Annotated in this window: 22 protein-coding genes; 11 read left to right on the forward strand and 11 right to left on the reverse strand. The window is 72.0% G+C overall.

Annotated elements, in window-relative coordinates; translation table 11 throughout:
* The first annotated feature begins 75 nt into the window (after positions 1-75).
* The 3 genes from ACLIN4_RS16110 to ACLIN4_RS16120 are packed head-to-tail and all read left to right on the forward strand — an operon-like array spanning position 76 to position 2,838.
* Complete coding sequence (locus tag ACLIN4_RS16110; protein ID WP_411576758.1) at positions 76-1,380, forward strand: replication initiator; 1,305 nt, start codon at positions 76-78, stop codon at positions 1,378-1,380.
* Entirely contained in the window at positions 1,373-1,612 is a 240-nt protein-coding gene (locus ACLIN4_RS16115; RefSeq protein ID WP_383140074.1) for a helix-turn-helix transcriptional regulator, read from the forward strand. Before ACLIN4_RS16110 ends, ACLIN4_RS16115 begins: the two co-directional genes overlap by 8 nt.
* Positions 1,612-2,838: a tyrosine-type recombinase/integrase gene (locus ACLIN4_RS16120; RefSeq protein ID WP_411575935.1), complete on the forward strand. Its 1,227-nt coding sequence runs from the start codon at positions 1,612-1,614 to the stop codon at positions 2,836-2,838. The genes ACLIN4_RS16115 and ACLIN4_RS16120 overlap by 1 nt, the downstream gene beginning before the upstream one ends.
* A 647-nt stretch (positions 2,839-3,485) precedes the next feature.
* Here ACLIN4_RS16120 and ACLIN4_RS16125 read toward each other — a convergent pair.
* Complete coding sequence (locus ACLIN4_RS16125; protein WP_043381926.1) at positions 3,486-4,247, reverse strand: phosphoglyceromutase; 762 nt, start codon at positions 4,245-4,247, stop codon at positions 3,486-3,488.
* A 178-nt stretch (positions 4,248-4,425) separates the two neighbouring features.
* Between ACLIN4_RS16125 and ACLIN4_RS16130 the strand changes: the two genes are divergently transcribed.
* Complete coding sequence (locus ACLIN4_RS16130) at positions 4,426-5,745, forward strand: MDR family MFS transporter (RefSeq protein ID WP_381915049.1); 1,320 nt, start codon at positions 4,426-4,428, stop codon at positions 5,743-5,745.
* 25 nt (positions 5,746-5,770) lie between these two features.
* On the opposite strand, the gene ACLIN4_RS16135 is transcribed toward ACLIN4_RS16130, so the two are convergent.
* Positions 5,771-6,226 (reverse strand): DUF2000 family protein, encoded by a 456-nt coding sequence (locus ACLIN4_RS16135; protein ID WP_411575936.1) that lies wholly within the window; start codon positions 6,224-6,226, stop codon positions 5,771-5,773.
* Between the two features lie 49 nt (positions 6,227-6,275).
* Between ACLIN4_RS16135 and ACLIN4_RS16140 the strand changes: the two genes are divergently transcribed.
* Positions 6,276-7,088, forward strand: coding sequence for an AraC family transcriptional regulator (locus ACLIN4_RS16140; RefSeq protein ID WP_107476100.1), 813 nt, complete (start codon positions 6,276-6,278; stop codon positions 7,086-7,088).
* A gap of 7 nt (positions 7,089-7,095) precedes the next feature.
* Here the strand turns inward: ACLIN4_RS16140 and ACLIN4_RS16145 are convergent, their stop codons facing one another.
* Both ACLIN4_RS16145 and mshA read right to left on the reverse strand, forming a co-directional pair.
* Positions 7,096-7,599, reverse strand: a complete 504-nt coding sequence (locus tag ACLIN4_RS16145) for a YbjN domain-containing protein (protein WP_100047561.1) — start codon at positions 7,597-7,599, stop codon at positions 7,096-7,098.
* Positions 7,592-8,965, reverse strand: a complete 1,374-nt coding sequence (gene mshA, locus ACLIN4_RS16150; RefSeq protein WP_269956569.1) for a D-inositol-3-phosphate glycosyltransferase — start codon at positions 8,963-8,965, stop codon at positions 7,592-7,594. The genes ACLIN4_RS16145 and mshA overlap by 8 nt, the downstream gene beginning before the upstream one ends.
* Before the next feature lie 214 nt (positions 8,966-9,179).
* On the opposite strand from mshA, the gene ACLIN4_RS16155 reads away from it, so the two are divergent.
* From ACLIN4_RS16155 to ACLIN4_RS16165, 3 genes are all read left to right on the forward strand, one after another.
* A complete protein-coding gene (locus ACLIN4_RS16155) occupies positions 9,180-10,007 on the forward strand; it encodes an SAM-dependent methyltransferase (protein WP_100047563.1) in 828 nt (275 codons plus the stop codon).
* A gap of 250 nt (positions 10,008-10,257) precedes the next feature.
* A complete protein-coding gene (locus ACLIN4_RS16160; protein ID WP_381944203.1) occupies positions 10,258-11,367 on the forward strand; it encodes a C40 family peptidase in 1,110 nt (369 codons plus the stop codon).
* A 260-nt stretch (positions 11,368-11,627) separates the two neighbouring features.
* Positions 11,628-13,088 (forward strand): PP2C family protein-serine/threonine phosphatase, encoded by a 1,461-nt coding sequence (locus ACLIN4_RS16165; RefSeq protein ID WP_289908069.1) that lies wholly within the window; start codon positions 11,628-11,630, stop codon positions 13,086-13,088.
* Between the two features lie 36 nt (positions 13,089-13,124).
* Here ACLIN4_RS16165 and ACLIN4_RS16170 read toward each other — a convergent pair whose 3' ends face one another.
* From ACLIN4_RS16170 to ACLIN4_RS16185, 4 genes are all read right to left on the reverse strand, one after another.
* Positions 13,125-13,460 (reverse strand): DUF2516 family protein, encoded by a 336-nt coding sequence (locus tag ACLIN4_RS16170; RefSeq protein WP_161329821.1) that lies wholly within the window; start codon positions 13,458-13,460, stop codon positions 13,125-13,127.
* 182 nt (positions 13,461-13,642) lie between these two features.
* Entirely contained in the window at positions 13,643-14,248 is a 606-nt protein-coding gene (locus ACLIN4_RS16175) for a hypothetical protein (RefSeq protein ID WP_100047565.1), read from the reverse strand.
* Between the two features lie 76 nt (positions 14,249-14,324).
* A complete protein-coding gene (locus ACLIN4_RS16180) occupies positions 14,325-14,843 on the reverse strand; it encodes a helix-turn-helix domain-containing protein (protein ID WP_289908068.1) in 519 nt (172 codons plus the stop codon).
* Positions 14,844-15,125: 282 nt separating this feature from the next.
* On the reverse strand, positions 15,126-15,761 hold the full coding sequence (locus ACLIN4_RS16185; protein ID WP_107476104.1) for an NAD(P)-dependent oxidoreductase: 636 nt from the start codon (positions 15,759-15,761) through the stop codon (positions 15,126-15,128).
* Between the two features lie 102 nt (positions 15,762-15,863).
* Here ACLIN4_RS16185 and ACLIN4_RS16190 point away from each other — a divergent pair, with 102 nt between their 5' ends.
* Positions 15,864-16,277 (forward strand): winged helix-turn-helix transcriptional regulator, encoded by a 414-nt coding sequence (locus ACLIN4_RS16190; protein WP_179342234.1) that lies wholly within the window; start codon positions 15,864-15,866, stop codon positions 16,275-16,277.
* 134 nt (positions 16,278-16,411) lie between these two features.
* On the opposite strand, the gene ACLIN4_RS16195 is transcribed toward ACLIN4_RS16190, so the two are convergent.
* Together ACLIN4_RS16195 and ACLIN4_RS16200 are read right to left on the reverse strand one after the other, a co-directional pair.
* Entirely contained in the window at positions 16,412-17,110 is a 699-nt protein-coding gene (locus tag ACLIN4_RS16195) for a permease prefix domain 1-containing protein (RefSeq protein ID WP_411575937.1), read from the reverse strand.
* Positions 17,107-17,448 (reverse strand): PadR family transcriptional regulator, encoded by a 342-nt coding sequence (locus tag ACLIN4_RS16200; RefSeq protein ID WP_107476106.1) that lies wholly within the window; start codon positions 17,446-17,448, stop codon positions 17,107-17,109. The genes ACLIN4_RS16195 and ACLIN4_RS16200 overlap by 4 nt, the downstream gene beginning before the upstream one ends.
* 89 nt (positions 17,449-17,537) lie before the next feature.
* Between ACLIN4_RS16200 and ACLIN4_RS16205 the strand changes: the two genes are divergently transcribed.
* Positions 17,538-18,011: a DUF2269 family protein gene (locus ACLIN4_RS16205; protein ID WP_269956561.1), complete on the forward strand. Its 474-nt coding sequence runs from the start codon at positions 17,538-17,540 to the stop codon at positions 18,009-18,011.
* Between the two features lie 311 nt (positions 18,012-18,322).
* Here the strand turns inward: ACLIN4_RS16205 and ACLIN4_RS16210 are convergent, their stop codons facing one another.
* Positions 18,323-18,682, reverse strand: a complete 360-nt coding sequence (locus ACLIN4_RS16210; RefSeq protein ID WP_100048659.1) for a winged helix-turn-helix transcriptional regulator — start codon at positions 18,680-18,682, stop codon at positions 18,323-18,325.
* A gap of 50 nt (positions 18,683-18,732) precedes the next feature.
* On the opposite strand from ACLIN4_RS16210, the gene ACLIN4_RS16215 reads away from it, so the two are divergent.
* On the forward strand, positions 18,733-19,623 hold the full coding sequence (locus ACLIN4_RS16215; RefSeq protein ID WP_307652588.1) for an NAD(P)-dependent oxidoreductase: 891 nt from the start codon (positions 18,733-18,735) through the stop codon (positions 19,621-19,623).
* Positions 19,624-19,625: the final 2 nt, after the last annotated feature.

The following is a 19,625-nucleotide window of genomic DNA, read 5'->3' on the forward strand; positions in this document are numbered from 1 at the left end:
CTCTCCCGACCGTCGCAACAGCCGAAAGGAACTCCCATCATCACCCGGCAGACTCCGCCGCTGGCGGAACTCTCCATGCTGGCCTCCCTCGGAACCATGCCCGAGCTGGCCCGTCAGCTGTCCGGCCTCGGCGGCTGCACGCACCCCGTGCGCCTCGACGGCCATCGCACCAAACACGCGGTGGACCGGACAACCGGCGAGATCGGCCGCGTCCTGCACCACCTGGACTCCTCGGCCCTGCCCGCCGGCCAACTCCTCGTTCGCTGCAACAACCGTCGTGCGACCCGGTGCGCGGCCTGCGCAGAGACGTACCGTCGCGACACCTACCACCTGATCACCGCCGGACTCCGCGGTGGCAAGGGCACGCCTCAACAGGTCGCAACGCATCCGCGCGTCTTCGCCACCTTCACCGCGCCCAGCTTCGGCCCGGTCCACAACCGCCCGTCGGGCGGTCGGCGTTGCCGCTGCGGCGTCCGGCATGACGAAGGCGCCGTGGTCCTGGGCACGCCCCTCGACGCCGACACCTACGACTACGAAGCGGCCGTGCTGTGGAACGCGCACGCTGGTGCCCTCTGGCGACGCTTCTCGATCTACCTCCGCCGAGAGGTCGCCAAGCGCGCCGGGCTCACCCAACGGGCCTTTCGGGACCACGCCCGGGTCTCCTTCGCGAAAGTGGCCGAGTATCAGAAGCGCGGTGCTGTCCACTTCCATGCCGTCATCCGCATCGACGGCCCCGAGGGTGGCGAATCGCCGCCTCCTGCCTGGGCCACGGCCGAGCTGCTGACCGACGCCATCCAGGTCGCTGCCGTCGCCGCTCGCGTTGAGGGTCCAGAGGTCGACGGGCGGCCCCACACCTTCACCTTCGGACGGCAGCTCGACGTCCGCACGATCGGGTCTGCCGACTTCGACGGCGGCCAGGCGCTGACCGATCGGGCCGTCGCCGCGTACATCGCCAAGTACGCCACCAAGGGGGCCGAGACGGCCACGGGAACCCTGGACCGGCCCATCCGCTTCCTGGCCGAGCTGGCACAGGCCCGGATCACCGAGCACGCCCGCCGAATGATTCGCACCGCATGGACCTTGGGCGCTCGCCCCGAGCTGGCAGACCTGCGCTTACGGGCCTGGGCTCACATGCTCGGCTTCCGCGGCCACTTCTCCACCAAGTCCCGCCGCTACTCGACCACCCTCGGCGCCCTCCGCGACGCTCGCGCCGACTGGCGACGTGCCCAAGCGGCTTCGCCCGTCCCGCAGGACGGAGAAACCACTCTCGTGCTCGCCCACTGGGTCTTCGCCGGGACCGGCCTCTCCCACGCCGAAGCCTGGCTTGCCGCGTCACTCGTACCTGCCCCTGGCACGGAAGGAGAGCCCACTCATGGGTAGTCGTCGCCTCGCCGTCGCGGAAGCGGACTTCGAGCCGCGCGGTCTGCCGTCGCGGTACCTGACTCCTGACGACCTGGTGGCGATGTTCGACCTGCCCAGCGTCGAGACGGTCTACCAGTGGCGCCGCAAGCGCACCGGCCCCCGCGGCTTCCGGGTCGGCCGGCACCTGCGCTACGACCCTGCGGACGTCCAAGCCTGGGTCGAGTCCCTGCGGGAAGGGGCTGCCGCCTGATGGCCGGGCACATCCAGGACCGTTGGTACCGGACCGATACCGGCCCGGACGGGAAGGTGCGCAAGGTCAAGACCGAGCGCTACGGGTCCGGCCTGCGCTACCGCGCTCGCTACGTCGGGCCGGACGGCACGGAGAAGTCCAAGAGCTTCCCCGACCGTCAGAAGCGGCTCGCTGATCAGTGGCTTGCGCACGTCGAGGCGGACATGGCGCGCGGGCAGTACATCGACCCGCGCGCCGCCCGGATCACCTTCCAGCAGTACGCCGAACGCTGGGTCGCCACACAGGGCGCCGACCCGAACACCCAAGCTTCGATGGAGTCGCAGTTACGGCTGCACGCCTTTCCCTACGTCGGCTCACGTCCGCTCGGCTCCTTCCAGCCGGCGCACATCCGGGACTGGGTGCGGCAGTTGCAGGAGAACGGCGTCCGGGGGTCGTACGCCCGGACGATCTACTCCAACGTGCGCGCGGCGCTCAGCGCGGCCGTGGATGACGGCCACCTTCCCCGCAACCCGTGTGCCGCCCGGTCCGTCCGGCCGCCGACCGTCGACAACAAGCGCGTCGTGCCCTGGACGCCTGAGCGGGTCTTCGCCGTCCGGGCCGCCATGCCCGAGCGCTACCAAGCCATGGTCGACCTGGGCGGCGGATGCGGGCTCCGCCAGGGCGAGATTCTGGGCGTGGCTGTCGACGCCATCGACTTCGACTCGGACACGCTCCACGTGGTCCAGCAACTGAAGCTGAGTCGCAGCAAGGCCGTGTTCGCGCCGCCGAAGGGCGGCAAGCTGCGGGACGTGCCGCTTCCCGGCCCCGTAGCCGACGCTCTCCGAGCGCACATGAAGCGGTTCCCGCCAGTCGAGATCACCTTGCCGTGGAAGGTCGCCGACGGTCCTCCGGTGACCAAGCGGCTCGTCTTCACTGGGCCGCGCGGTGGGCACGTCTGGCGTACGTCGCTCAACGAGGAGGTGTGGAAAAGGGCCCTCGCCTCAGCTGGGGTGATCCCAGAGCGGAAGCCGGGCGGGTCGTACGCCGAGTCCCGCGAGAACGGCATGCACGCCCTGCGGCACTTCTACGCCTCGGTGCTCCTCGACGCGGGCGAGAACATCAAGGCTCTCGCCGAGTACCTGGGCCACTCGGACCCAGGCCTGACGCTCCGCGTGTACGCACATCTCATGCCTTCGAGTCAGGAACGTACTCGCAAGGCAGTGGCGTCCGTCTTCGACCGCAGGTGACAGACCTCTTCTCAGTCAACTTGACCAGCTCGGCGACGGCGAAGAGGGGTCATCGCGGCTCTGGATCAGGTCACAAAACTTGATGGAATTAGCAGCGTCGTGAGACATTGCATTGCAATGTCTGAGTGTCACACTCGGACGACCGAGGACCTGGATCCGGCGGCAACCAGACCCAGGCCCTCTCGCAGTCAACGAGCCCGGTCGCCTATCAGCAGACCGGGCTCGCTGCATGTACAGCTCCCGGTCGCGACCGTCCTCGCGCGTGACTCGCTCATCGAGCGAACTGCATCACGCCGGTAGCGATGGCCACCACGAGGCCTGCCCCCGTAAGCCAGACCTGCCACCTCTCGGCGCTGGTCCACCTACAAGGCTCGTCCTTCTCAAGGCTCACCTCTACCGCCTCCCTTCTCCTCCAGCCGGCCCGACGCTCGGGCCGGAGCGGTGGAACTCACGCACTTCTACGCGGAGTTCAGGGGAGGTTCAGGTGAGGCGCGAACAGCATACCGGGCACACCGCCATTCACCGAGGCACACGGGAACGCTTGACAGCGGCCCCGAATTACTTTCACGGCCCAGCGACGGCCCCAGCGCAGAAACAAGCCCCCTGCCCACGGGAAACCCGCAGGCAGGGGGCTTGATCGGTACCGCTTACTTCTTCTTGCCCTGGTTCTTGACCGCCTCGATGGCCGCCGCGGCCGCGTCCGGGTCCAGGTAGGTGCCGCCCGGGTTCAGGGGCTTGAACTCGGCGTCCAGTTCGTACGACAGCGGGATGCCCGTCGGGATGTTCAGGCCCGCGATGTCGGCGTCGGAGATGCCGTCGAGGTGTTTCACGAGGGCGCGCAGGCTGTTGCCGTGGGCGGCGACCAGGACCGTGCGGCCGGTGAGGAGGTCGGGGACGATGCTGTCGAACCAGTACGGCAGCATGCGGCCGACGACGTCCTTCAGGCACTCCGTCTGCGGGCGCAGCTCCGGCGGGAGCATCGCGTAGCGGGCGTCGGAGAACTGGGAGTACTCGGCGTCGCGGTCCAGCGGCGGCGGCGGGGTGTCGTAGGAGCGGCGCCACAGCATGAACTGCTCCTCGCCGAACTCGGCGAGCGTCTGGGCCTTGTCCTTGCCCTGGAGGGCGCCGTAGTGGCGCTCGTTGAGGCGCCAGTGGCGGTGGACCGGGATCCAGTGGCGGTCGGCGGCCTCCAGCGCGAGCTGGGCCGTGCGGATCGCGCGCTTCTGGACGGACGTGTGGACCACGTCGGGCAGCAGGCCGGCGTCCTTGAGCAGCTCGCCGCCGCGCGTCGCCTCCTTCTCGCCCTTGGGGGTGAGGTTGACGTCCACCCAGCCGGTGAACAGGTTCTTCTCGTTCCACTCGCTCTCGCCGTGGCGGAGGAGGATCAGCTTGTACGGTGCGTCGGCCATGCGTCCGAGCCTAATCGAACCCTCGCACCGGCCGCGCGGGGCGCCCGAAGCGCGGACGGTTGACGGGAAGTGTTAATTGAATGGCCCGCGGGCCCTCGCGTTCGTAAGTTGTGCTCATGGCTTCGGCCACTTACAGCCAGGTACAGCGTCCCGCGCTCACAGTCTTCTCGGGGGTCCCATGTCCGTCACCGGTGTCAGGCGTGCCGTGCGGGAGTCCGTGTCCGGGCTCCCCCGCGAGTTCTGGTGGCTGTGGACCAGCACCCTGGTCAACCGGCTCGGCGCCTTCGTCGCCACCTTCATGGCGCTGTACCTGACCATCGACCGCGGCTACTCCGCCTCGTACGCCGGTCTGGTCGCCGCCCTGCACGGGCTGGGCGGAGTGCTGTCGTCGCTGGGCGGCGGGGTGATGGCCGACCGGCTCGGGCGGCGGCCCACGCTGCTCGTCGCGCAGGTCTCCACCGCGCTGTCCGTCGCGCTGCTCGGCTTCGTGCGGGACCCGGTCGCGATCGCGGCCGTCGCCTTCCTGGTCGGCATGGCGAGCAACGCCTCCCGGCCGGCGGTGCAGGCGATGATGGCGGACATCGTGCGGCCCGAGGACCGTATCCGGGCCTTCTCGCTCAACTACTGGGCCATCAACCTGGGTTTCGCGGTCTCCTCCATGGCGGCCGGTTTCATCGCCGAGGTCAGCTACCTCGCCGGGTTCCTGATCGAGGCCGGGATGACGCTCGCGTGCGCCGTGCTCGTCTTCGTGAAGCTGCCCGAGTCGCGGCCGAAGGAGGACGCCGGCGGGGCGTCCGGCGCCGGGGACGCGGCGCCCGTCTCGCTCGTGACCGTGCTGCGCGACGGGCGGTACATGGGTGTGGTCGGGCTGTCCTTCCTCATCGCGCTGATCTTCCAGCAGGCCTATGTCGGGCTGCCGGTGGCCATGGGTGAGGCGGGGTTCACGCCGGCCGACTTCGGCATGGCGATCGCCGTCAACGGTGTGCTGATCGTCGTACTGCAGATTCCCGTCACGCGGTTCATCGAGCACCGCGATCCGCGGCTGCTGCTGGTCGGCTCGGCGCTGCTGGCCGGGTACGGTTTCGGGCTCACCGCCTTCGCCGGGTCGGTCGCCGTGTTCGCCCTCACCGTGTGCGTGTGGACGCTGGCCGAGATCGTCAACGCGCCCACCCAGACCGGGATCGTCGTCCGGCTCTCCCCCGTGCACGGGCGCGGGCGGTACCAGGGGATGTACACCATGTCCTGGGCGGTCGCCTCCCTGGTCGCGCCGCTGATGTCCGGGTTGGTCATCGACCGCTGGGGCGCCGAGTGGCTGTGGGGCGTGTGCGCCGTCGTCGGGACGGTGGCGGCGGCCGGGTACTGGGCGCTCATGCGGGGGATGCCGCGGGAAGACGACGCGGTCGCGAAGACGGTCCCCGACGCGTCCACGCCCACGTCCGCGTCCACGTCCACGTCCGAGCCCACCGCGCCCGCCGCGCCCGAGGTCACCAAAGCCTGACCGCCGCCGCCGGAGGCCGCCCCGCTCAGGGGTGCATCCGCGCGCCCTTCAGCACCTTGTCCACGGCGTTCTTCGGGCCGTACACCGCGAGGCCCACCAGGTCCAGTTCCGCGGTGGGCACGGCCCGGACCGCCGCCCGGTTGTCCCGGTCGTTGCCCGTGGTGAAGAGGTCGGACGTGAACACCGCGCGGGGCAGGGCCCGGGAGAGCACGCGCGCGTGGGCGTCGGTCAGCGTCTCCTTGGCGCCCTCGAAGACCAGCACCGGCTGCCGGAACATCGGCAGATAGCCGACCGCGTCCGCGTCCTCGTACGGCTCGCCGATCACCTCGGGGCACTGCGTGCCCAGGCCGCTGACCAGGAAGGCGGTGACGTTGAGGCGCTGCCAGGTCTCCAGGTCCTCGCGCAGCAGGACGGCGATCTTGGTGTCGAAGCGGACGGGGGCGTCGGGGGTCGCGGGGGCCGTGGCGTGCGTCGTGTTCATACGGTGAGACTGCCGGTCCGCGTGCGGACGGGTCTTGTACGTTCTTTGCATGGCCGCCGACCAGCGGACGCACACCGTCTCCGCCTGGCGACCCCGCGTCCCGGGTGTCGTCGAGGTCTTCCACGCCCACTACACCGAGTACGCCTACCCGATGCACGTCCACGAGGCCTGGACGCTGCTCATCGTCGACGACGGCGCCGTACGGTACGACCTGGACCGGCACGAGCACGGCACCCCGCACGACACCGTGTCGCTGCTGCCGCCGCACGTGCCGCACAACGGCTCCCCCGCGACCCCGGACGGCTTCCGCAAGCGCGTCCTGTACCTGGACGCCTCCCGGCTCGGCGACGAGCTGATCGGACCGGCCGTCGACGCCCCCGACCTGCGGGACCCCGTGCTGCGGCGGCGGGTCGGTCAGTTGCACGCGGCGCTCGCGCTGCCCGGGGAGGAGCTGGAGGCGGAGAGCCGGCTGACGTTGATCGGGGAGCGGCTGCACGCCCATCTGCGGCCCCGGGAGCCCCGGGACCGGGCGCGCCGGGATCCCGTGCTGGCGCGCCGGCTGCGGGAGTTGCTGGACGAGCGGGTCGTCCAGGGGGTCACCCTCGACGAGGCCACCGGGCTGGTGCCCGCCCACCCGGCCCACCTGGTACGGGCGTTCAGCGACGCCTACGGCATCGCGCCGCACCAGTACCTGACGTCCCGGCGCGTCGACCGGGCCCGGCGGCTGCTGCTGGCGGGGCACTCCCCCGCGGAGGTGGCCGGGGCCACCGGCTTCTACGACCAGGCCCACCTGACCCGGCACTTCAAGCGATTGGTGGGCGTCACTCCGGGGCGCTACCGCACGAGCCCCGCCCCGCGCTGACCGGGCGTCAGTCCTCCGTGCGCTCGATCAGGCGCTGGAACGCCTCCAGGTTCCGCGTCGACTCCCCGCGCGCGGTCCGCCACTCGTACTCCTTGCGGATGGCGGTCGCGAAGCCCAGCTCCAGCAGGGTGTTGAAGGCGCCGTCGGCGGCCTCAAGGACCTGGCCGAGGAGGCGGTCGATCTCGTCGGGCGTGACGGCGGCAAGCGGGAGCTTCGCGGTGACGTAGACGTCGCCGAGGCGGTCGACGGCGTAACTCACGCCGTACAGCTTGAGGTTGCGCTCCAGGAGCCAGCGGTGGACGGCCGGTTCGTTCTCGTCGGGGTGGCGGACGACGAAGGCGTTGAGGGAGAGGGAGTGCCGGCCGACGAGGAGGGAGACCGTGGTGGAGAGCTTGCGGGTGCCCGGGAGCTTCACGACGTAGTTGCCGGGCTCGGGGCTCTCCCACTCCAGCTCGGCGTCCTTCAGGGCGTCCTCGACGACCTGTGCTGCCTTCTGCGCTGCCTCAGCCATGGTGGGAGCGTACGCGACGGCGGTGGTCGTGGATCGCGGCCGTGTAGACGTCGGCGGTCGCGGCGGCGGCGCTGTCCCAGCCGAAGGACTGGGCGTGCCGGGCGGCGGCGTCGCCCATCCGGGGCACCAGCTCCGGGTTGTCGGCGAAATCGCGCAGCACGCGCGCGTACGCGGCGGGATCGTGCCCCTCGACGAGGCGGCCGGTGTGTCCGTCGCGCACGGCGACCGGGAGGCCGCCGACCGCGGCGGCGAGGACCGGGGTGCCGGCCGCCTGGGCCTCTATGGCGACCAGGCCGAAGGACTCGCTGTAGGAGGGCATGACGAGGACGGACGCGGCCCGGAACCAGTCGGCGAGCTGCTCCTGCCCGACGGGCGGGCGGAAGCGTACGACGTCGGCGATGCCGAGCCGCGCGGCGAGTTTCTGCAGGCCCTCCGGCTTGGCGAGGCCGCTGCCGCTGGGGCCGCCGACGACGGGGACGAGGATGCGGGAGCGCAGCTCGGGGCGTTCGTCGAGGAGGACGGCGACGGCGCGGAGCAGGATGTCGGGGGCCTTGAGGGGCTGTATGCGGCCGGCGAAGAGGGGGATCAGCGCGTCCTGGGGCAGGCCGAGGCGGGCGCGGGCGGCGGCGCGGGCGTTCGCGCTCTCGCCGGGGCCGGGCTCGGCGCCCTTGGGGAAGGGGCGGAAGCGGTCGAGGTTCACGCCGGGGTGGACGACGGCGACCTTCGCCGGGTCGGCGGCGTAGTGCCGGACGAGTTCGCCGGCCTCCTCGGCGGTGTTGGCGATCAGCCGGTCGGAGGCGGCGACGATCTGGGTCTCGCCGATGACGCGGGCGGCGGGCTCGGGGGTGTCGCCCTCGGCCAGGTTGGCGTTCTTGACCTTGGCCATGGTGTGCATGGCGTGCACCAGGGGGGCGCCCCAGCGCTGGGCGGCGAGCCAGCCGACGTGGCCGGAGAGCCAGTAGTGGGAGTGGACCAGGTCGTAGTGACCGGGGCGGTGGCCGGCCCAGGCCTGCATCACGCCGTGCGTGAAGGCGCACAGTTGGGCGGGGAGCTCTTCCTTCGCCAGCCCTTCGTAGGGGCCGGCGTCGACGTGGCGGACGAGGACGCCGGGCGCGAGCTGGACGGAGGGCGGGAGTCCCCCGGCCGTCGCGCGCGTGAAGATCTCGACCTCGATGTTGATCGCGGCCAGGCGCTGCGCGAGTTCGACGATGTAGACGTTCATGCCGCCGGCGTCGCCGGTGCCGGGCTGGTGGAGCGGTGAGGTGTGCACGGAGAGCATGGCGACGCGTCGGGGCCTGCGGTGCAGCCGCAGCCGCGGTGAGGCCGCCGGTGAGCGACGTCCGAGCCTGCTGACGTACTGGCTCACGAGCCGTTCCTCCTCGCTGCGGGCGTGCCGGACGGAGGACGAGCGCCACCCTCCAAGGAGTGGGAACACCGGACCAGGGTGCTCCATTTCCGGATTCCCGGCCTTTGCCGAATCATTACCGCAGATCGCTCAACCGTTCGATGGGCGGCTGCGTCAAGATCGCCAGGGGCGGACGCGTCCGAGTCGGCGGCCCCGGCCGCATACCCTCGTACGCATGCCCTCCCGCGCCACCGCCCGCACGGCCCCCGTGGGCACGGTCACGCGCGGGACGACGAATCCCAACCGGCTGCGCCGCATGGACCGCTGGATCGCCGCCACCCACGGCGCCGAGCTGCGCCGCGCCGCCGACCCCGTCGCCGTGGACCTCGGTTACGGCGCGGCCCCCTGGACGGCGGTCGAGCTGCTGCACCGCCTGCGCACGGTCGCGCCGCACACGCGCGTGGTGGGCGTCGAGATCGACCCGGCGCGGGTGGCGGCGGCCGAGCCGTACGCCCGCGAGGGCCTCGACTTCCGGCACGGCGGCTTCGAGGTCCCCCTCGGACCCGGCTCCCGCCGTCCGCTGCTCATCCGCGCGGCGAACGTGCTGCGGCAGTACGACGAGGGCCAGGTGGCCGCGGTCTGGCAGCGGCTGTGCGCGCGGCTCGCGCCCGCGTCGGAGCACTCGCGCGGCGGGCTGCTGGTCGAGGGGACCTGTGACGAGATCGGGCGCCGGCACGTGTGGGTGGCGCTCGGGCCCGAGGGGCCGCGCACGGTCACCCTCGCCACCCGGCTGGGCTCCCTCGACCGGCCCTCCGACCTGGCGGAACGGCTGCCGAAGGCGCTGATCCACCGCAACGTCCCGGGTGAGCCCGTGCACGCCTTCCTGCGCGACTTCGACCGCGCCTGGGCCGCCGCCGCGCCCTACGCCTCCTACGGCGCCCGCCAGCGCTGGATGCGGGCGGTGCGGGAGCTGACGGCGCACTGGCCGGTGACGGACGGCCCGGCGCGCTGGCGCCAGGGCGAGGTGACGGTGCGGTGGGAGGCGCTGGCGCCGCGCGATTGAGCCGGACGGCGGCCCGCCGGGTGCGGCGGGGCAGGGCGGGGCAGGGCAAGAACGATCTCCGCGGCAGGGCGGGGCAGGGCAGGAACGATCTCCGTGCGGCGTTCGTCACACAGCGGGGGAATCGTCGTACGGCGCGGCACAAGGGGGGATGCAGGAGGGAAGCGCGACCTCTGTCGCTTTCCGCGCCGGCATGGCACGATCCCCCAGGCGACGTATGTTACTGACGGTTAATCAGTTGTGGGGGCGAGGTATGCGCACGGGGAAGCATGGCTGGACGACCGCTGCCGTGACCGTGGTCTGTGCGGTCACCGTGCTGGCGGCACCGGGCACGGCGTTCGCGGACCCCGGGCCCTCACCGTCGTCCGGCACACCCGGCGCCTCGTCCACCGCCCCCGCCGCCACCCCGGGCAAGGACCTGGAAGCCGTACGCAAGAAGCTCGACGAGCTCTACCGCGCGGCGGCCTCGGCCACGGACGAGTACAACGCCGCCGAGGAGAAGGCGGACAAGCAGTCGGCCGAGATCGTCGAGCTGGCCAAGAAGATCGTCAAGGGCCAGGAGAAGCTGGACGGCCTCAAGGACCGCGCGGGCGCGGCGGCCCGCTCCCAGTACCGCACCGGCGGCCTGCCCGACGAGGCCAAGCTGATGCTGAGCGACGATCCCGAGGACTTCCTCGACGGCACCGGCCGCGTCGTCCAGGGCCAGCGCGCCACCAAGGGCCTGCTCGGCGAGATGACGCGCACCCAGGAGGACCTGAAGGCCTACGCGGCGGACGCCTCGGCCCAGTTCGAGAAGCTGGAGGCGAACCGCAAGGCCAAGGCCACCGCCCGGAAGAAGGTCGAGAAGCAGATCAAGGCGGCCGAGAAGCTGGAGTCCGAGCTGGAGCAGGAGGAGAAGGAGCGCCTGGCCCGGCTGGAGCGGGAGGCCCAGGAGAAGGCGCAGACCGCCTGGCTCGGCTCCGGCATCCTGAAGGACCTCGACAGCGGGGCGACCGAGCAGGGCCGCAAGGCGGTCGAGTACGCCACCGCCCAGGTCGGAAAGCCGTACCAGTGGGGCGCCGAGGGCCCGAAGGCCTACGACTGCTCCGGCCTGACCTCACAGGCCTGGGTCGCGGCCGGCACGGCGATACCGCGCACCTCCCAGCAGCAGTGGAAGCAGCTGACGCGCGTGGACACCGAGGACATGCGCCCCGGCGACCTGATCATCTACTTCGACGACGCCAGCCACGTCGGCATGTACATCGGCGACGGTTCCGTCGTGCACGCGCCCCGCCCGGGACGCTCGATCACGATCGCGGGGGCGGGCTCGATGCCCATACTCGGGGTGGTACGCCCCGACACCGGCGCATCCGCCCAGGAGTGACCGGGTCCGCCGGGAACGTGAACCGGGCCACGTGACCCAGTCCACGACCGGCGCCCCGGCCCGCGTGACGTTCGTCATCCCGGGGCACCGGTCGACGTGTCCAACTGCGGTACATAACGCGGCATATGACAGTGGCCGACGGCCGCCCGGCGTGTTCTGGACCATTCCGCAGCGGCGGCGTCACCCGCTATGGTCCCCGTCGGTGGGTCGAGGTCCCTCGCCCCGCCATGCCCTCGGGGGGAGGGAAGGAAACCAAGACGATGCCCGTACCCGTACCGCGGCCAAGGGCGATCCCGGCCGTGGAGTGTGGTCAGGCGCCCGCCGCGTCCCAGGACCGCGGCCCTTCCAAGGAACAGGCCCCGCCCGGGACGCCCCCGGCCGAGAACCTCTCCGGCCGGCCGGAGAACCCCACGCAGAAGCGCGAGAAGACCACGGAGAACCGCGAGAACACCCCGAACCGGAGCACGGACCGGACCCCGGGCCAGAGCACGGACCAGCGTGAGAGTGCCGTCCCCACGAACCTGACGGTGCTGCTGATCGAGGACGACCCGGGCGGCTCCCCGATCGTGCCCGACCTGCTCGACCAGTCCGGCAAGCCGATCCGCGTCCGCACGGCCCGCAACCTCACCGAGGCCGGCCGGCTGCTGACCGACGACGTCCACTGCATCCTGCTGGACCTCGCCCTGCCGTCCCCCGCGCCGGCCCGCGCGAGCGCCGACGACGGCGGCGACGGGGACGCGGACGGACACGACGAGCTGGCGGTGCTGCGGCACGTGCTGGAGCTCGCGCCCCGGCACGCGGTGCTCGCGCTCACCTCCTCCAGCGACGCCGAGCGCGGCGCGGAGGCGGTGGCCGTCGGCGCCCAGGACTACCTGTTCCGCGACGAACTCGACGGACGGCTGCTGAGCCGCGCGATCCGCTACGCCGTCGAGCGCAAGCGGTCCGACTCGGCGGAGCGGCGCCTGGCCGAGGGCCGGCTGCGGGCGCAGGAGAACCGTCGCCTGGAGCGCGGTCTGCTGCCGACCCCGCTCCTGGAGGGCTCGCCGCTGCGCTTCGCCGCCCGCTACCGGCCGGGCCGCTCCCGCGCCCTGCTCGGCGGCGACTTCTACGACGTCGTGCGCACCCCGGACGGCACCGTGCACGCCATGATCGGCGACGTCTGCGGGCACGGCCCGGACGAGGCGGCGCTCGGCGTGGAGCTGCGGATCGCGTGGCGCGCGCTGACCCTCGCGGGGCTCTGCGGCGACCAGCTGCTGGGCACGCTCCAGCAGGTGCTGGAGCACGAGCGGGCGCACGACGAGATCTTCGCGACCCTGTGCGCCGTGGACATAGCCCCGGACGGCCGCCGCGCCGGCCTGTGCCTGGCCGGGCACCCGGCGCCGCTGATCGCCGGCCCCGGCACGCCCGCGAGGCTGCTGCCCTACGACAACAACGGCCCGGCGCTCGGCCTGCTGCCGGGCGCCCGCTGGCCGCGCATGCAGGTGGAGCTGGGCGCCGAGTGGAGCCTGATGCTCTACACCGACGGCCTGATCGAGGGCCACGTCGGCGAGGGCCGGGAGCGGCTCGGCCAGGACGGCATGGTGGAGATGGTCCGCCGGCAGTTCGCCGAGGGGTTGCAGGGCGAGCAGTTGCTGCGGGCGACCGTCAACGAGGTCCGTGAGCTGAACGGCGGCGAGCTGGCCGACGACGTGGCCGTGGTCCTGCTGGACCGGACGCCCTGAGCCGCCCGGTCCCGGGGCGGAGTCCCGCCCCGGGGATCAGCGGCCGCCGTTGTAGGGACCGTAGGGGCCGTCGCTGCTGGAGCCGCGGCGGCTGCTGCGTCCGCCGCCCGGCAGGCCGCGCAGCGCGGGCCGTACGTCGACCATGTACACGATCGTCGCGATGAGCCCGATGATCGGCAGGAACGACAGGATGTTGAAGATCAGGTTCACCACGAAGGCGAGCCCGAGGATGATCAGCCAGAACGGCTTGGTCTTCTTGTCGGCCGCGCGGTAGGCGTCCTCACGGCGCGTGGCGGCGTCGATCAACGCGAAGCCGCTGAAAAGGATCAGGGCGATGCTCAGCAGCCACATGAAGCCTGCGAACCCCTGCATCAGCACAACGTCCACCACCCGAGTCGGATCGTTCTTACGCGGTCACCGTACCCGCAGAACGGGCCGGACACCCCAGAGGTGCCCGGCCCGGTGTCCGCGGCCCGGCTCCGGAGCGCCGGACCGGCGCTCCGGTGCCACCTGCCCGGAGGGCGGACGCCGCCCGGTCGGCGGGCGGGTGCCGCCTACTTGGCGGGCGGCGTCGCCTTCTTGGCGGCGGGGCTCTTCTTGGCCGGGGCCTTGCGCGGAGCCGGGGTCTTCTTCGCCGCGGCGGACTTGTCCTCGGTGACCTCGACCGGCTCGGCCGTGGCGGGCTTGGCCGGCTCGACGGCCACGGCGAGCTCCTCCACCTCCTCGGCGACGTCCTCGATGCCCTCGGCGGCCTGGCCGCGCCAGGTGCGCACGGCCTGCTCGCCGCGCTCGGCGACCTTCTCGTAGGTCTCCCGGGCCTTGACGGCGTACTCGGCGGCGACGCCGACCGAGCGCAGTGCGAGGTCCTGGGCGGTCTCGCCGAGCTTCTTGAAGTCGGCGTCGAGGGAGCCGAAGAGCTCGTTGGCCTTGGCCTGGAGGGTGCCCTGGGTCTCCTTGACGCGGGCCGTCGCCTTCTCCTGGACGGCCTTCGGGTCGGTGTTGCGCACGGCCTCGATCCGCGCCGGGGCCTCGGCGCGCAGCTGGTCCACCAGCACCGGCACCTTCTTGGCCTGCTGGAAGGCCAGGTCGGCGGTGCCCGCGGCGAAGTAGAGCGGGGTGGGGTCGCTGAAGGTCTTGCGCAGGTCGTCGGTGATGGCCATGGTGTCTGGTCCTCCGGAATTGCGTTCGGCTGAGGGTTTTGTGGTGGTCCCGCGCCCGGCCGGCTGCTCGCTGCCGCTATCCGGCCGTCCGCCGCGGGCCGGCGTCGCTGCCGCCGGTCGTACGGGGTTCGGGGCCCGGTATGGAGTCCGCGCCTCCGGCGGCGTCGCCCGCCGTCGCGTCCTGGGCCCGCGCCTCGCCGTCATCGGCGGCGACTGCGTCTGCGTCTGCGTCTGCCCCGAACCCGTTCTCCTTGCGGAAGGACTCGTAGATCTGGAGCAGCACCTGCTTCTGCCGCTCGTTGAGCGAGGGGTCGGCGAGGAGCACCGCACGCGTCTCCACGTCGTCCCGGTCACGCTCCGCGTCCAGGATCCCGGCCCGCACGTAGAGCGTCTCGGCGGAGATCCGCAGTGCCTTGGCGACCTGCTGGAGCACCTCCGCGCTCGGCTTGCGCAGCCCGCGCTCGATCTGACTCAGGTACGGGTTGGACACGCCCGCGGCGTCGGCGAGCTGCCGCAGCGACAGCTGCGCGTTGCGCCGCTGCTCGCGCAGGTACTCACCGAGATTGCCGAGATTGCCGACGTTGAGCGAGGCCATGCCTCCACCATGCACCAGCCCGCTAACTATTGCAAGCACGCGCTTGCAATAGTGCGCCCCGACCGCCGGAGCCGCCCGCCGGGCGCTTCACGCGGCGCGTCCTGTCCCGTCTCCGTGCAGGCCTTTTCGCCGCGACCATCCGGTGGGCCTGCCGCCGCTGCGTCGCCCGCAGGACCGGCAACCCGGACCAGGACGTCAGCGTCATCGCGCACGGCGTCCAGGCCGCAGCCGAGCAGAACGCCCTTGCCGACGCGTCCTCGCTTGTCGGGAGCATCCGCTGGATCAGGCCCCTTCGACACCGACATGCGTGCGGTGGTGACGAGGCGCATCGATCTCGTCGAGCAGGGCCATCGCGAAGTCGCCGTGGGAAATGCGACTGGCCATGTTGACGTCTGAAGTGGAGTAGCGGCCAGATCCCGCCCCGGCATGATCGAAGTCACCAGCCGGGCTGATGATCAGCCAGTCCAGAGAAGTCACCGAGGCACGCAGCACAGCCGTCCCGGCCGCATGACCAAGGCAGAAGGGCCTGTACTCCTGCGGAAAGCCAGGAGTGTCCATCAGAGCCGTCCCCGCGCCGGTCTCCAGTGTTGCCGCCAAGCCGACAGCGACCAACCGGCCGACCCCCGCACGCGCCAGCCCATCAAGGAGAGCGCGAGCCGCGGCCGTGAAGAAGACGTCCGGCTGGGCGCCGGCATCGTAGGCGGCCATGATCGCGGCATCGTGCCCGGCCGCGAGATCGGCGACAGCGTCTGCGTCAGTGACATCACCGCTCACCAGACGGACTCCCGCACCTTCCATGTCCGGGTACCTGGAGGCGTTCCGGACGACTGCGGTGACGTGGTGTCCCCGGCGGCAAGCCTCACCGACAGCCGCCCGTCCGACTCGCCCGCCTGCCCCGAAAACAAGGACCTTGCCCATGGATTACCTCGCTCGCGTCTCGAAAAGATCTGTCCGCTGACATGCCCGAGCAAGGTAGCCACACTCATGGTTACCTCCTGGATACCGCACTACGGTGGCGCTGTGACCGAGCCCCTGGACCCAGAGATGTTCGACCCTCTCTGCCCCTCTGACCTGGTGCCGTTCCGAGTGGGGGACAAATGGGCCGGGATGATCATCCAGTGCCTCGAGGCCGGCCCTCGCCGGTTCTCCGAACTACGGGTCCCACTGCGGAACATCACGTCCAAGGTGCTCACACAGTCTCTTCGGGCGCTGGAACGTGACGGCTTCATCGTCCGAACGGTCCACGCCCGACCCGCCCGCCACGTCGAATACGAACTCACTTCGCTCGGCCGGAGTCTCCTTGACCTGCTCGACGCGGCACGCACCTGGGCAGAGGCACACCTGGACGAACTCATCGACGCCCACGAAGCGCACCACCCGCCGGCCGAGTCGGCCAACACGCCCCCTGATTCAAGGCCGGACACCTCATCCTGACCGAGACGGAATCTCCAGAAGCGTCTCACTCGATTTGAGGCACCCCAGGTCAGAGCATCAACCTGCCTCATCCTCGGCGAGACCGGACAGCTCCACGCGGCGCGTCCGCCCCTTCCGGTTCACCCCCGGGCGCGTCAGGCGCGCAGCCCGGAAAGGGCGGGACGCGCCGCCGGTATGCGCGCGCACCGGCGGCAGGCGCGGGCCGAGGCCGCCACCGCGGCGTGGGACGAGGCCGCGAGCACGCCGGCGAACGCGAGCAGCGGCCAGTTCACGGCCAGGACGGAGGCGGTGGCGAGGGCGAGCGTCGCGACCGCCATGGCCACGCTCGCGGTGGTACCGGCCCAGGCGACCGCCAGGGGGAGCCGGCGGGGCGTGGGCAGCCGGCGGGCCAGGGAGCCGGTGGCGGCCAGCGTCGCGGCGGCGAGCAGCGCGGCGACGGTCGCGATGCCGACCAGGTGGACGGCCAACAGCTGGGCCGTGTGCGGCAGTTGCCAGGCGTCGCCGCGGTGGGCGGTCCGGGCCAGGTACCAGCAGGTGATCAGGAGGGGGGCGGTGAGGGCGACGGCCCGGGCGGTGTGCCGGGCCTGGGCGATGGTCAGTTCCCGTTGGCAGCTTTCCACGAGCTCCTCGGGGGTCCCGAACTCCCGCACCGCCTGGTGAGCGGCGCGCCGGTAGGGCACGCCGCCGCCGGTGTACGCCGCCACCGTGTCCGCGAGGCCGTCGCGTATCTCCTCGATCATCCGGGCCTTGGCCCGGGCCGGACCGTGCAGGGCCGCCGTCAGGGCGGCGACGTAGTCCTCGACGGGGTCGGCCCGCCGGCTCACGGCGCTCACGCGGGAAGCCCGGGCGGTGCGGGCGGGTTCAGGACCGAGCCGATCGCCGCGGTGAACTCGTTCCACGCGGTCCGCTCGCCGGCCAGGGTCTGCCGACCCGCGTCGGTGAGTTCGTAGCACCGCCGTCGCCGTTCGCCGGAGGACTGCCAGCTGCTGCTCAGCAGGCCGAGCCGCTCCAGCCGGTTCAGGGCCGGGTAGATCGTGCCCGTGCGCAGTTCCAGTGCGCCCCCGCTGCGCTGCTGGACCGCCGCGATGATCGCGTAGCCGTGCAGCGGGCCCGGTTCGAGCACGGCCAGCAACAGTCCGTCCAGGTGCCCTCGCACCGCGTCTGCCCTCATGAGTAGGCAGCCTACCCAAAGGAGCCGTAGGCAGTGTATGTATTGGCAGCCAACATATAGATTCCTGGTCCGAATCGGAGGCGCCCCAAGTGGCCAAGGTGCTGCTGTCCATACACGTCCTCGTGGCGATCCTGACGGTCGGGTCGGTCACCGTGGCCGCTTCGATGTTCCCCCGCTACGCGCTGCGGGCGGCCGGCGGCCGGGATCCGGACGCCCGAGCCGCCTCGATCGCCGCCCTCCTGCACCGGATCTGCCGCGGCTACGCCCTCGCCGGTATCGCCGTGCCGGCCTTCGGGCTCGCCACCGCTGCCGCGCTCGGCGTCCTCACCGACGCCTGGCTGATCGCGTCGCTCGTGCTGACCGTGGCCGCCGCGACCCTCCTCGCCACGGCCGTCCTGCCCGGCCAGCGGCGCCTGCTCGAGTCGGCCCAGGGCTCACCCGCCCAGGACGATCCACGTCCCGCGGCGACACGGCTGACCATGCTCACCGGCGTCTTCAACCTCATCTGGGCGATCGTCGTCGTCCTGATGATCGTCCGCCCCGGCTCCACCACGGGAGCGTGATCCCCCTGCACGTACCCCGCGGACCGTGGCCGCTTCGACTGCCTCGCCTGCCGCATCGCCCGGCGCCCGGCGGCGCGCCGCGACCGCGGGAGTCGGCCGGCCGGTCACCGCACGGCGGATCCGACGCCGGTCCCGGGTCCCCGGCCGAAACGCCCACGACGGCCGCCCGGCCGAACGCGTGAGCACCCCTCCCGGCGGCGGCCGGGAGGGGTGCGGCGGAACTGACCGACGGGCCCGGTCTCCGTACCCACTTTTTTGTGCGTACTGGGCAAGGCGCCGCGCCCGTCCGAGACTGAGGGGGCAGGCGGACGTCAGGAGGCCGTGCGGGTGGCGGCCTCCGGTCCGGCCAGCCGGTCCAGGCGGCGGTGGCCCCAGTCGGAGAGGGGGGAGAGGGCCTCGGCGAGGTCGCGGCCGAACGGAGTCAGGGAGTACTCGGTCCGCAGCGGCAGCACGTCGTACACCCGCCGGTCCACGAGTCCGTCCGCCTCCATCTCGCGCAGCGCCTGGGTCAGCACCTTCTCGGTGAGGCCCGGCACCTTCCGGCGCAGTTCGGCCGGCCGGTGCGGGCCGGACTCCAGCAGCCACAGCAGCGTGGTCTTCCACTTGCCCTCGATCACGGCGATCGCGGCGGTCACTCCGCAGACGTTCGGATCGTGGCGCCGGTGTGCCATGTCGTCCCCCATTCATCAGCAAACATCATTCACGTTACGGGAGTTGAAGCATGTCCGCACACACCGACCAGCCCGCCGACGTCACCGTCCTCGGGCTGGGCCCGATGGGCCGGGCGCTGGCCGCCGCCTTCCTGGACGCCGGGCTGCGCACCACCGTCTGGAACCGCACGCCCGGCCGGGACACCGACCTGGTCGCGCGGGGCGCGGTCCCGGCGTCCTCCGCCGAGGAGGCGGTCGCCGCCGCCCCGCTGACCGTCGTCTGCGTGGTGAACTACGACGCCTCGGACGCCGTACTGCGCCGGGACGCCGTCACCGCCGCCCTCAAGGGCCGCACGGTCGTGAATTTGAGCGCCGACACCCCCGCACGGGCCCGGGACACGGCCGAGTGGGCCGACCGCCACGGCATCCGCTACCTGGACGGCGCGATCATGACCCCGACCCCGACCATCGGCACGGACGACGCCGTGTTCCTGCACAGCGGCCCCGAGGAGCTGTACCGGGAGCACCGGCCGGTGCTGGCGGCGCTCGGCGGCACGCACACCCACCTCGGCGAGGACACCGGGCGGGCCGCGGCCTACGACATCGCGCTGCTCGACATCTTCTGGACGGCGATGGCGGGGTACGTCCACGCCCTCACCGTGGCCCGCGCGGAGGGCGTCACCGGCGCGGAACTCGCGCCGTTCGCGCACGGCATCGCCGCGATCCTGCCGCCGCTGTTCACCGAGTTCGCCGCCGACACCGACGCGGGCACCTACTCGGGCGAGCTGAACCCGATCACCTCGGCCGCCTCGACGATGGCCCACGTCGTCCACGCCTCCGAGGCGCACGGCATCGACGCGAGCCTGATGCGGGTCGTCGAGGGGCAGGCCCGGCGGGTCATCGCGCGCGGGCACGGCGCGGACGGGTACACGCGGGTCGCCGACGTGCTCACCGGGCGCTGACC

The organism is Streptomyces mutabilis (genome assembly GCF_046628145.1).
GTDB classification, from domain to species: domain Bacteria; phylum Actinomycetota; class Actinomycetes; order Streptomycetales; family Streptomycetaceae; genus Streptomyces; species Streptomyces mutabilis.

What these genes read in the sequence shown, in the direction of transcription:
- ACLIN4_RS16110 (WP_411576758.1), top strand. Translation starts at nt 76, where the DNA reads ATGCTGGCCTCCCTCGGAACCATGCCCGAGCTGGCCCGTCAGCTGTCC.
- ACLIN4_RS16115 (WP_383140074.1), top strand. Translation starts at nt 1,373, where the DNA reads ATGGGTAGTCGTCGCCTCGCCGTCGCGGAAGCGGACTTCGAGCCGCGC.
- ACLIN4_RS16120 (WP_411575935.1), top strand. Translation starts at nt 1,612, where the DNA reads ATGGCCGGGCACATCCAGGACCGTTGGTACCGGACCGATACCGGCCCG.
- ACLIN4_RS16125 (WP_043381926.1), bottom strand. Translation starts at nt 4,247, where the DNA reads ATGGCCGACGCACCGTACAAGCTGATCCTCCTCCGCCACGGCGAGAGC.
- ACLIN4_RS16130 (WP_381915049.1), top strand. Translation starts at nt 4,426, where the DNA reads ATGTCCGTCACCGGTGTCAGGCGTGCCGTGCGGGAGTCCGTGTCCGGG.
- ACLIN4_RS16135 (WP_411575936.1), bottom strand. Translation starts at nt 6,226, where the DNA reads ATGAACACGACGCACGCCACGGCCCCCGCGACCCCCGACGCCCCCGTC.
- ACLIN4_RS16140 (WP_107476100.1), top strand. Translation starts at nt 6,276, where the DNA reads ATGGCCGCCGACCAGCGGACGCACACCGTCTCCGCCTGGCGACCCCGC.
- ACLIN4_RS16145 (WP_100047561.1), bottom strand. Translation starts at nt 7,599, where the DNA reads ATGGCTGAGGCAGCGCAGAAGGCAGCACAGGTCGTCGAGGACGCCCTG.
- ACLIN4_RS16155 (WP_100047563.1), top strand. Translation starts at nt 9,180, where the DNA reads ATGCCCTCCCGCGCCACCGCCCGCACGGCCCCCGTGGGCACGGTCACG.
- ACLIN4_RS16160 (WP_381944203.1), top strand. Translation starts at nt 10,258, where the DNA reads ATGCGCACGGGGAAGCATGGCTGGACGACCGCTGCCGTGACCGTGGTC.
- ACLIN4_RS16165 (WP_289908069.1), top strand. Translation starts at nt 11,628, where the DNA reads ATGCCCGTACCCGTACCGCGGCCAAGGGCGATCCCGGCCGTGGAGTGT.
- ACLIN4_RS16170 (WP_161329821.1), bottom strand. Translation starts at nt 13,460, where the DNA reads ATGCAGGGGTTCGCAGGCTTCATGTGGCTGCTGAGCATCGCCCTGATC.
- ACLIN4_RS16175 (WP_100047565.1), bottom strand. Translation starts at nt 14,248, where the DNA reads ATGGCCATCACCGACGACCTGCGCAAGACCTTCAGCGACCCCACCCCG.
- ACLIN4_RS16180 (WP_289908068.1), bottom strand. Translation starts at nt 14,843, where the DNA reads ATGGCCTCGCTCAACGTCGGCAATCTCGGCAATCTCGGTGAGTACCTG.
- ACLIN4_RS16185 (WP_107476104.1), bottom strand. Translation starts at nt 15,761, where the DNA reads ATGGGCAAGGTCCTTGTTTTCGGGGCAGGCGGGCGAGTCGGACGGGCG.
- ACLIN4_RS16200 (WP_107476106.1), bottom strand. Translation starts at nt 17,448, where the DNA reads ATGAGGGCAGACGCGGTGCGAGGGCACCTGGACGGACTGTTGCTGGCC.
- ACLIN4_RS16210 (WP_100048659.1), bottom strand. Translation starts at nt 18,682, where the DNA reads ATGGCACACCGGCGCCACGATCCGAACGTCTGCGGAGTGACCGCCGCG.
- ACLIN4_RS16215 (WP_307652588.1), top strand. Translation starts at nt 18,733, where the DNA reads ATGTCCGCACACACCGACCAGCCCGCCGACGTCACCGTCCTCGGGCTG.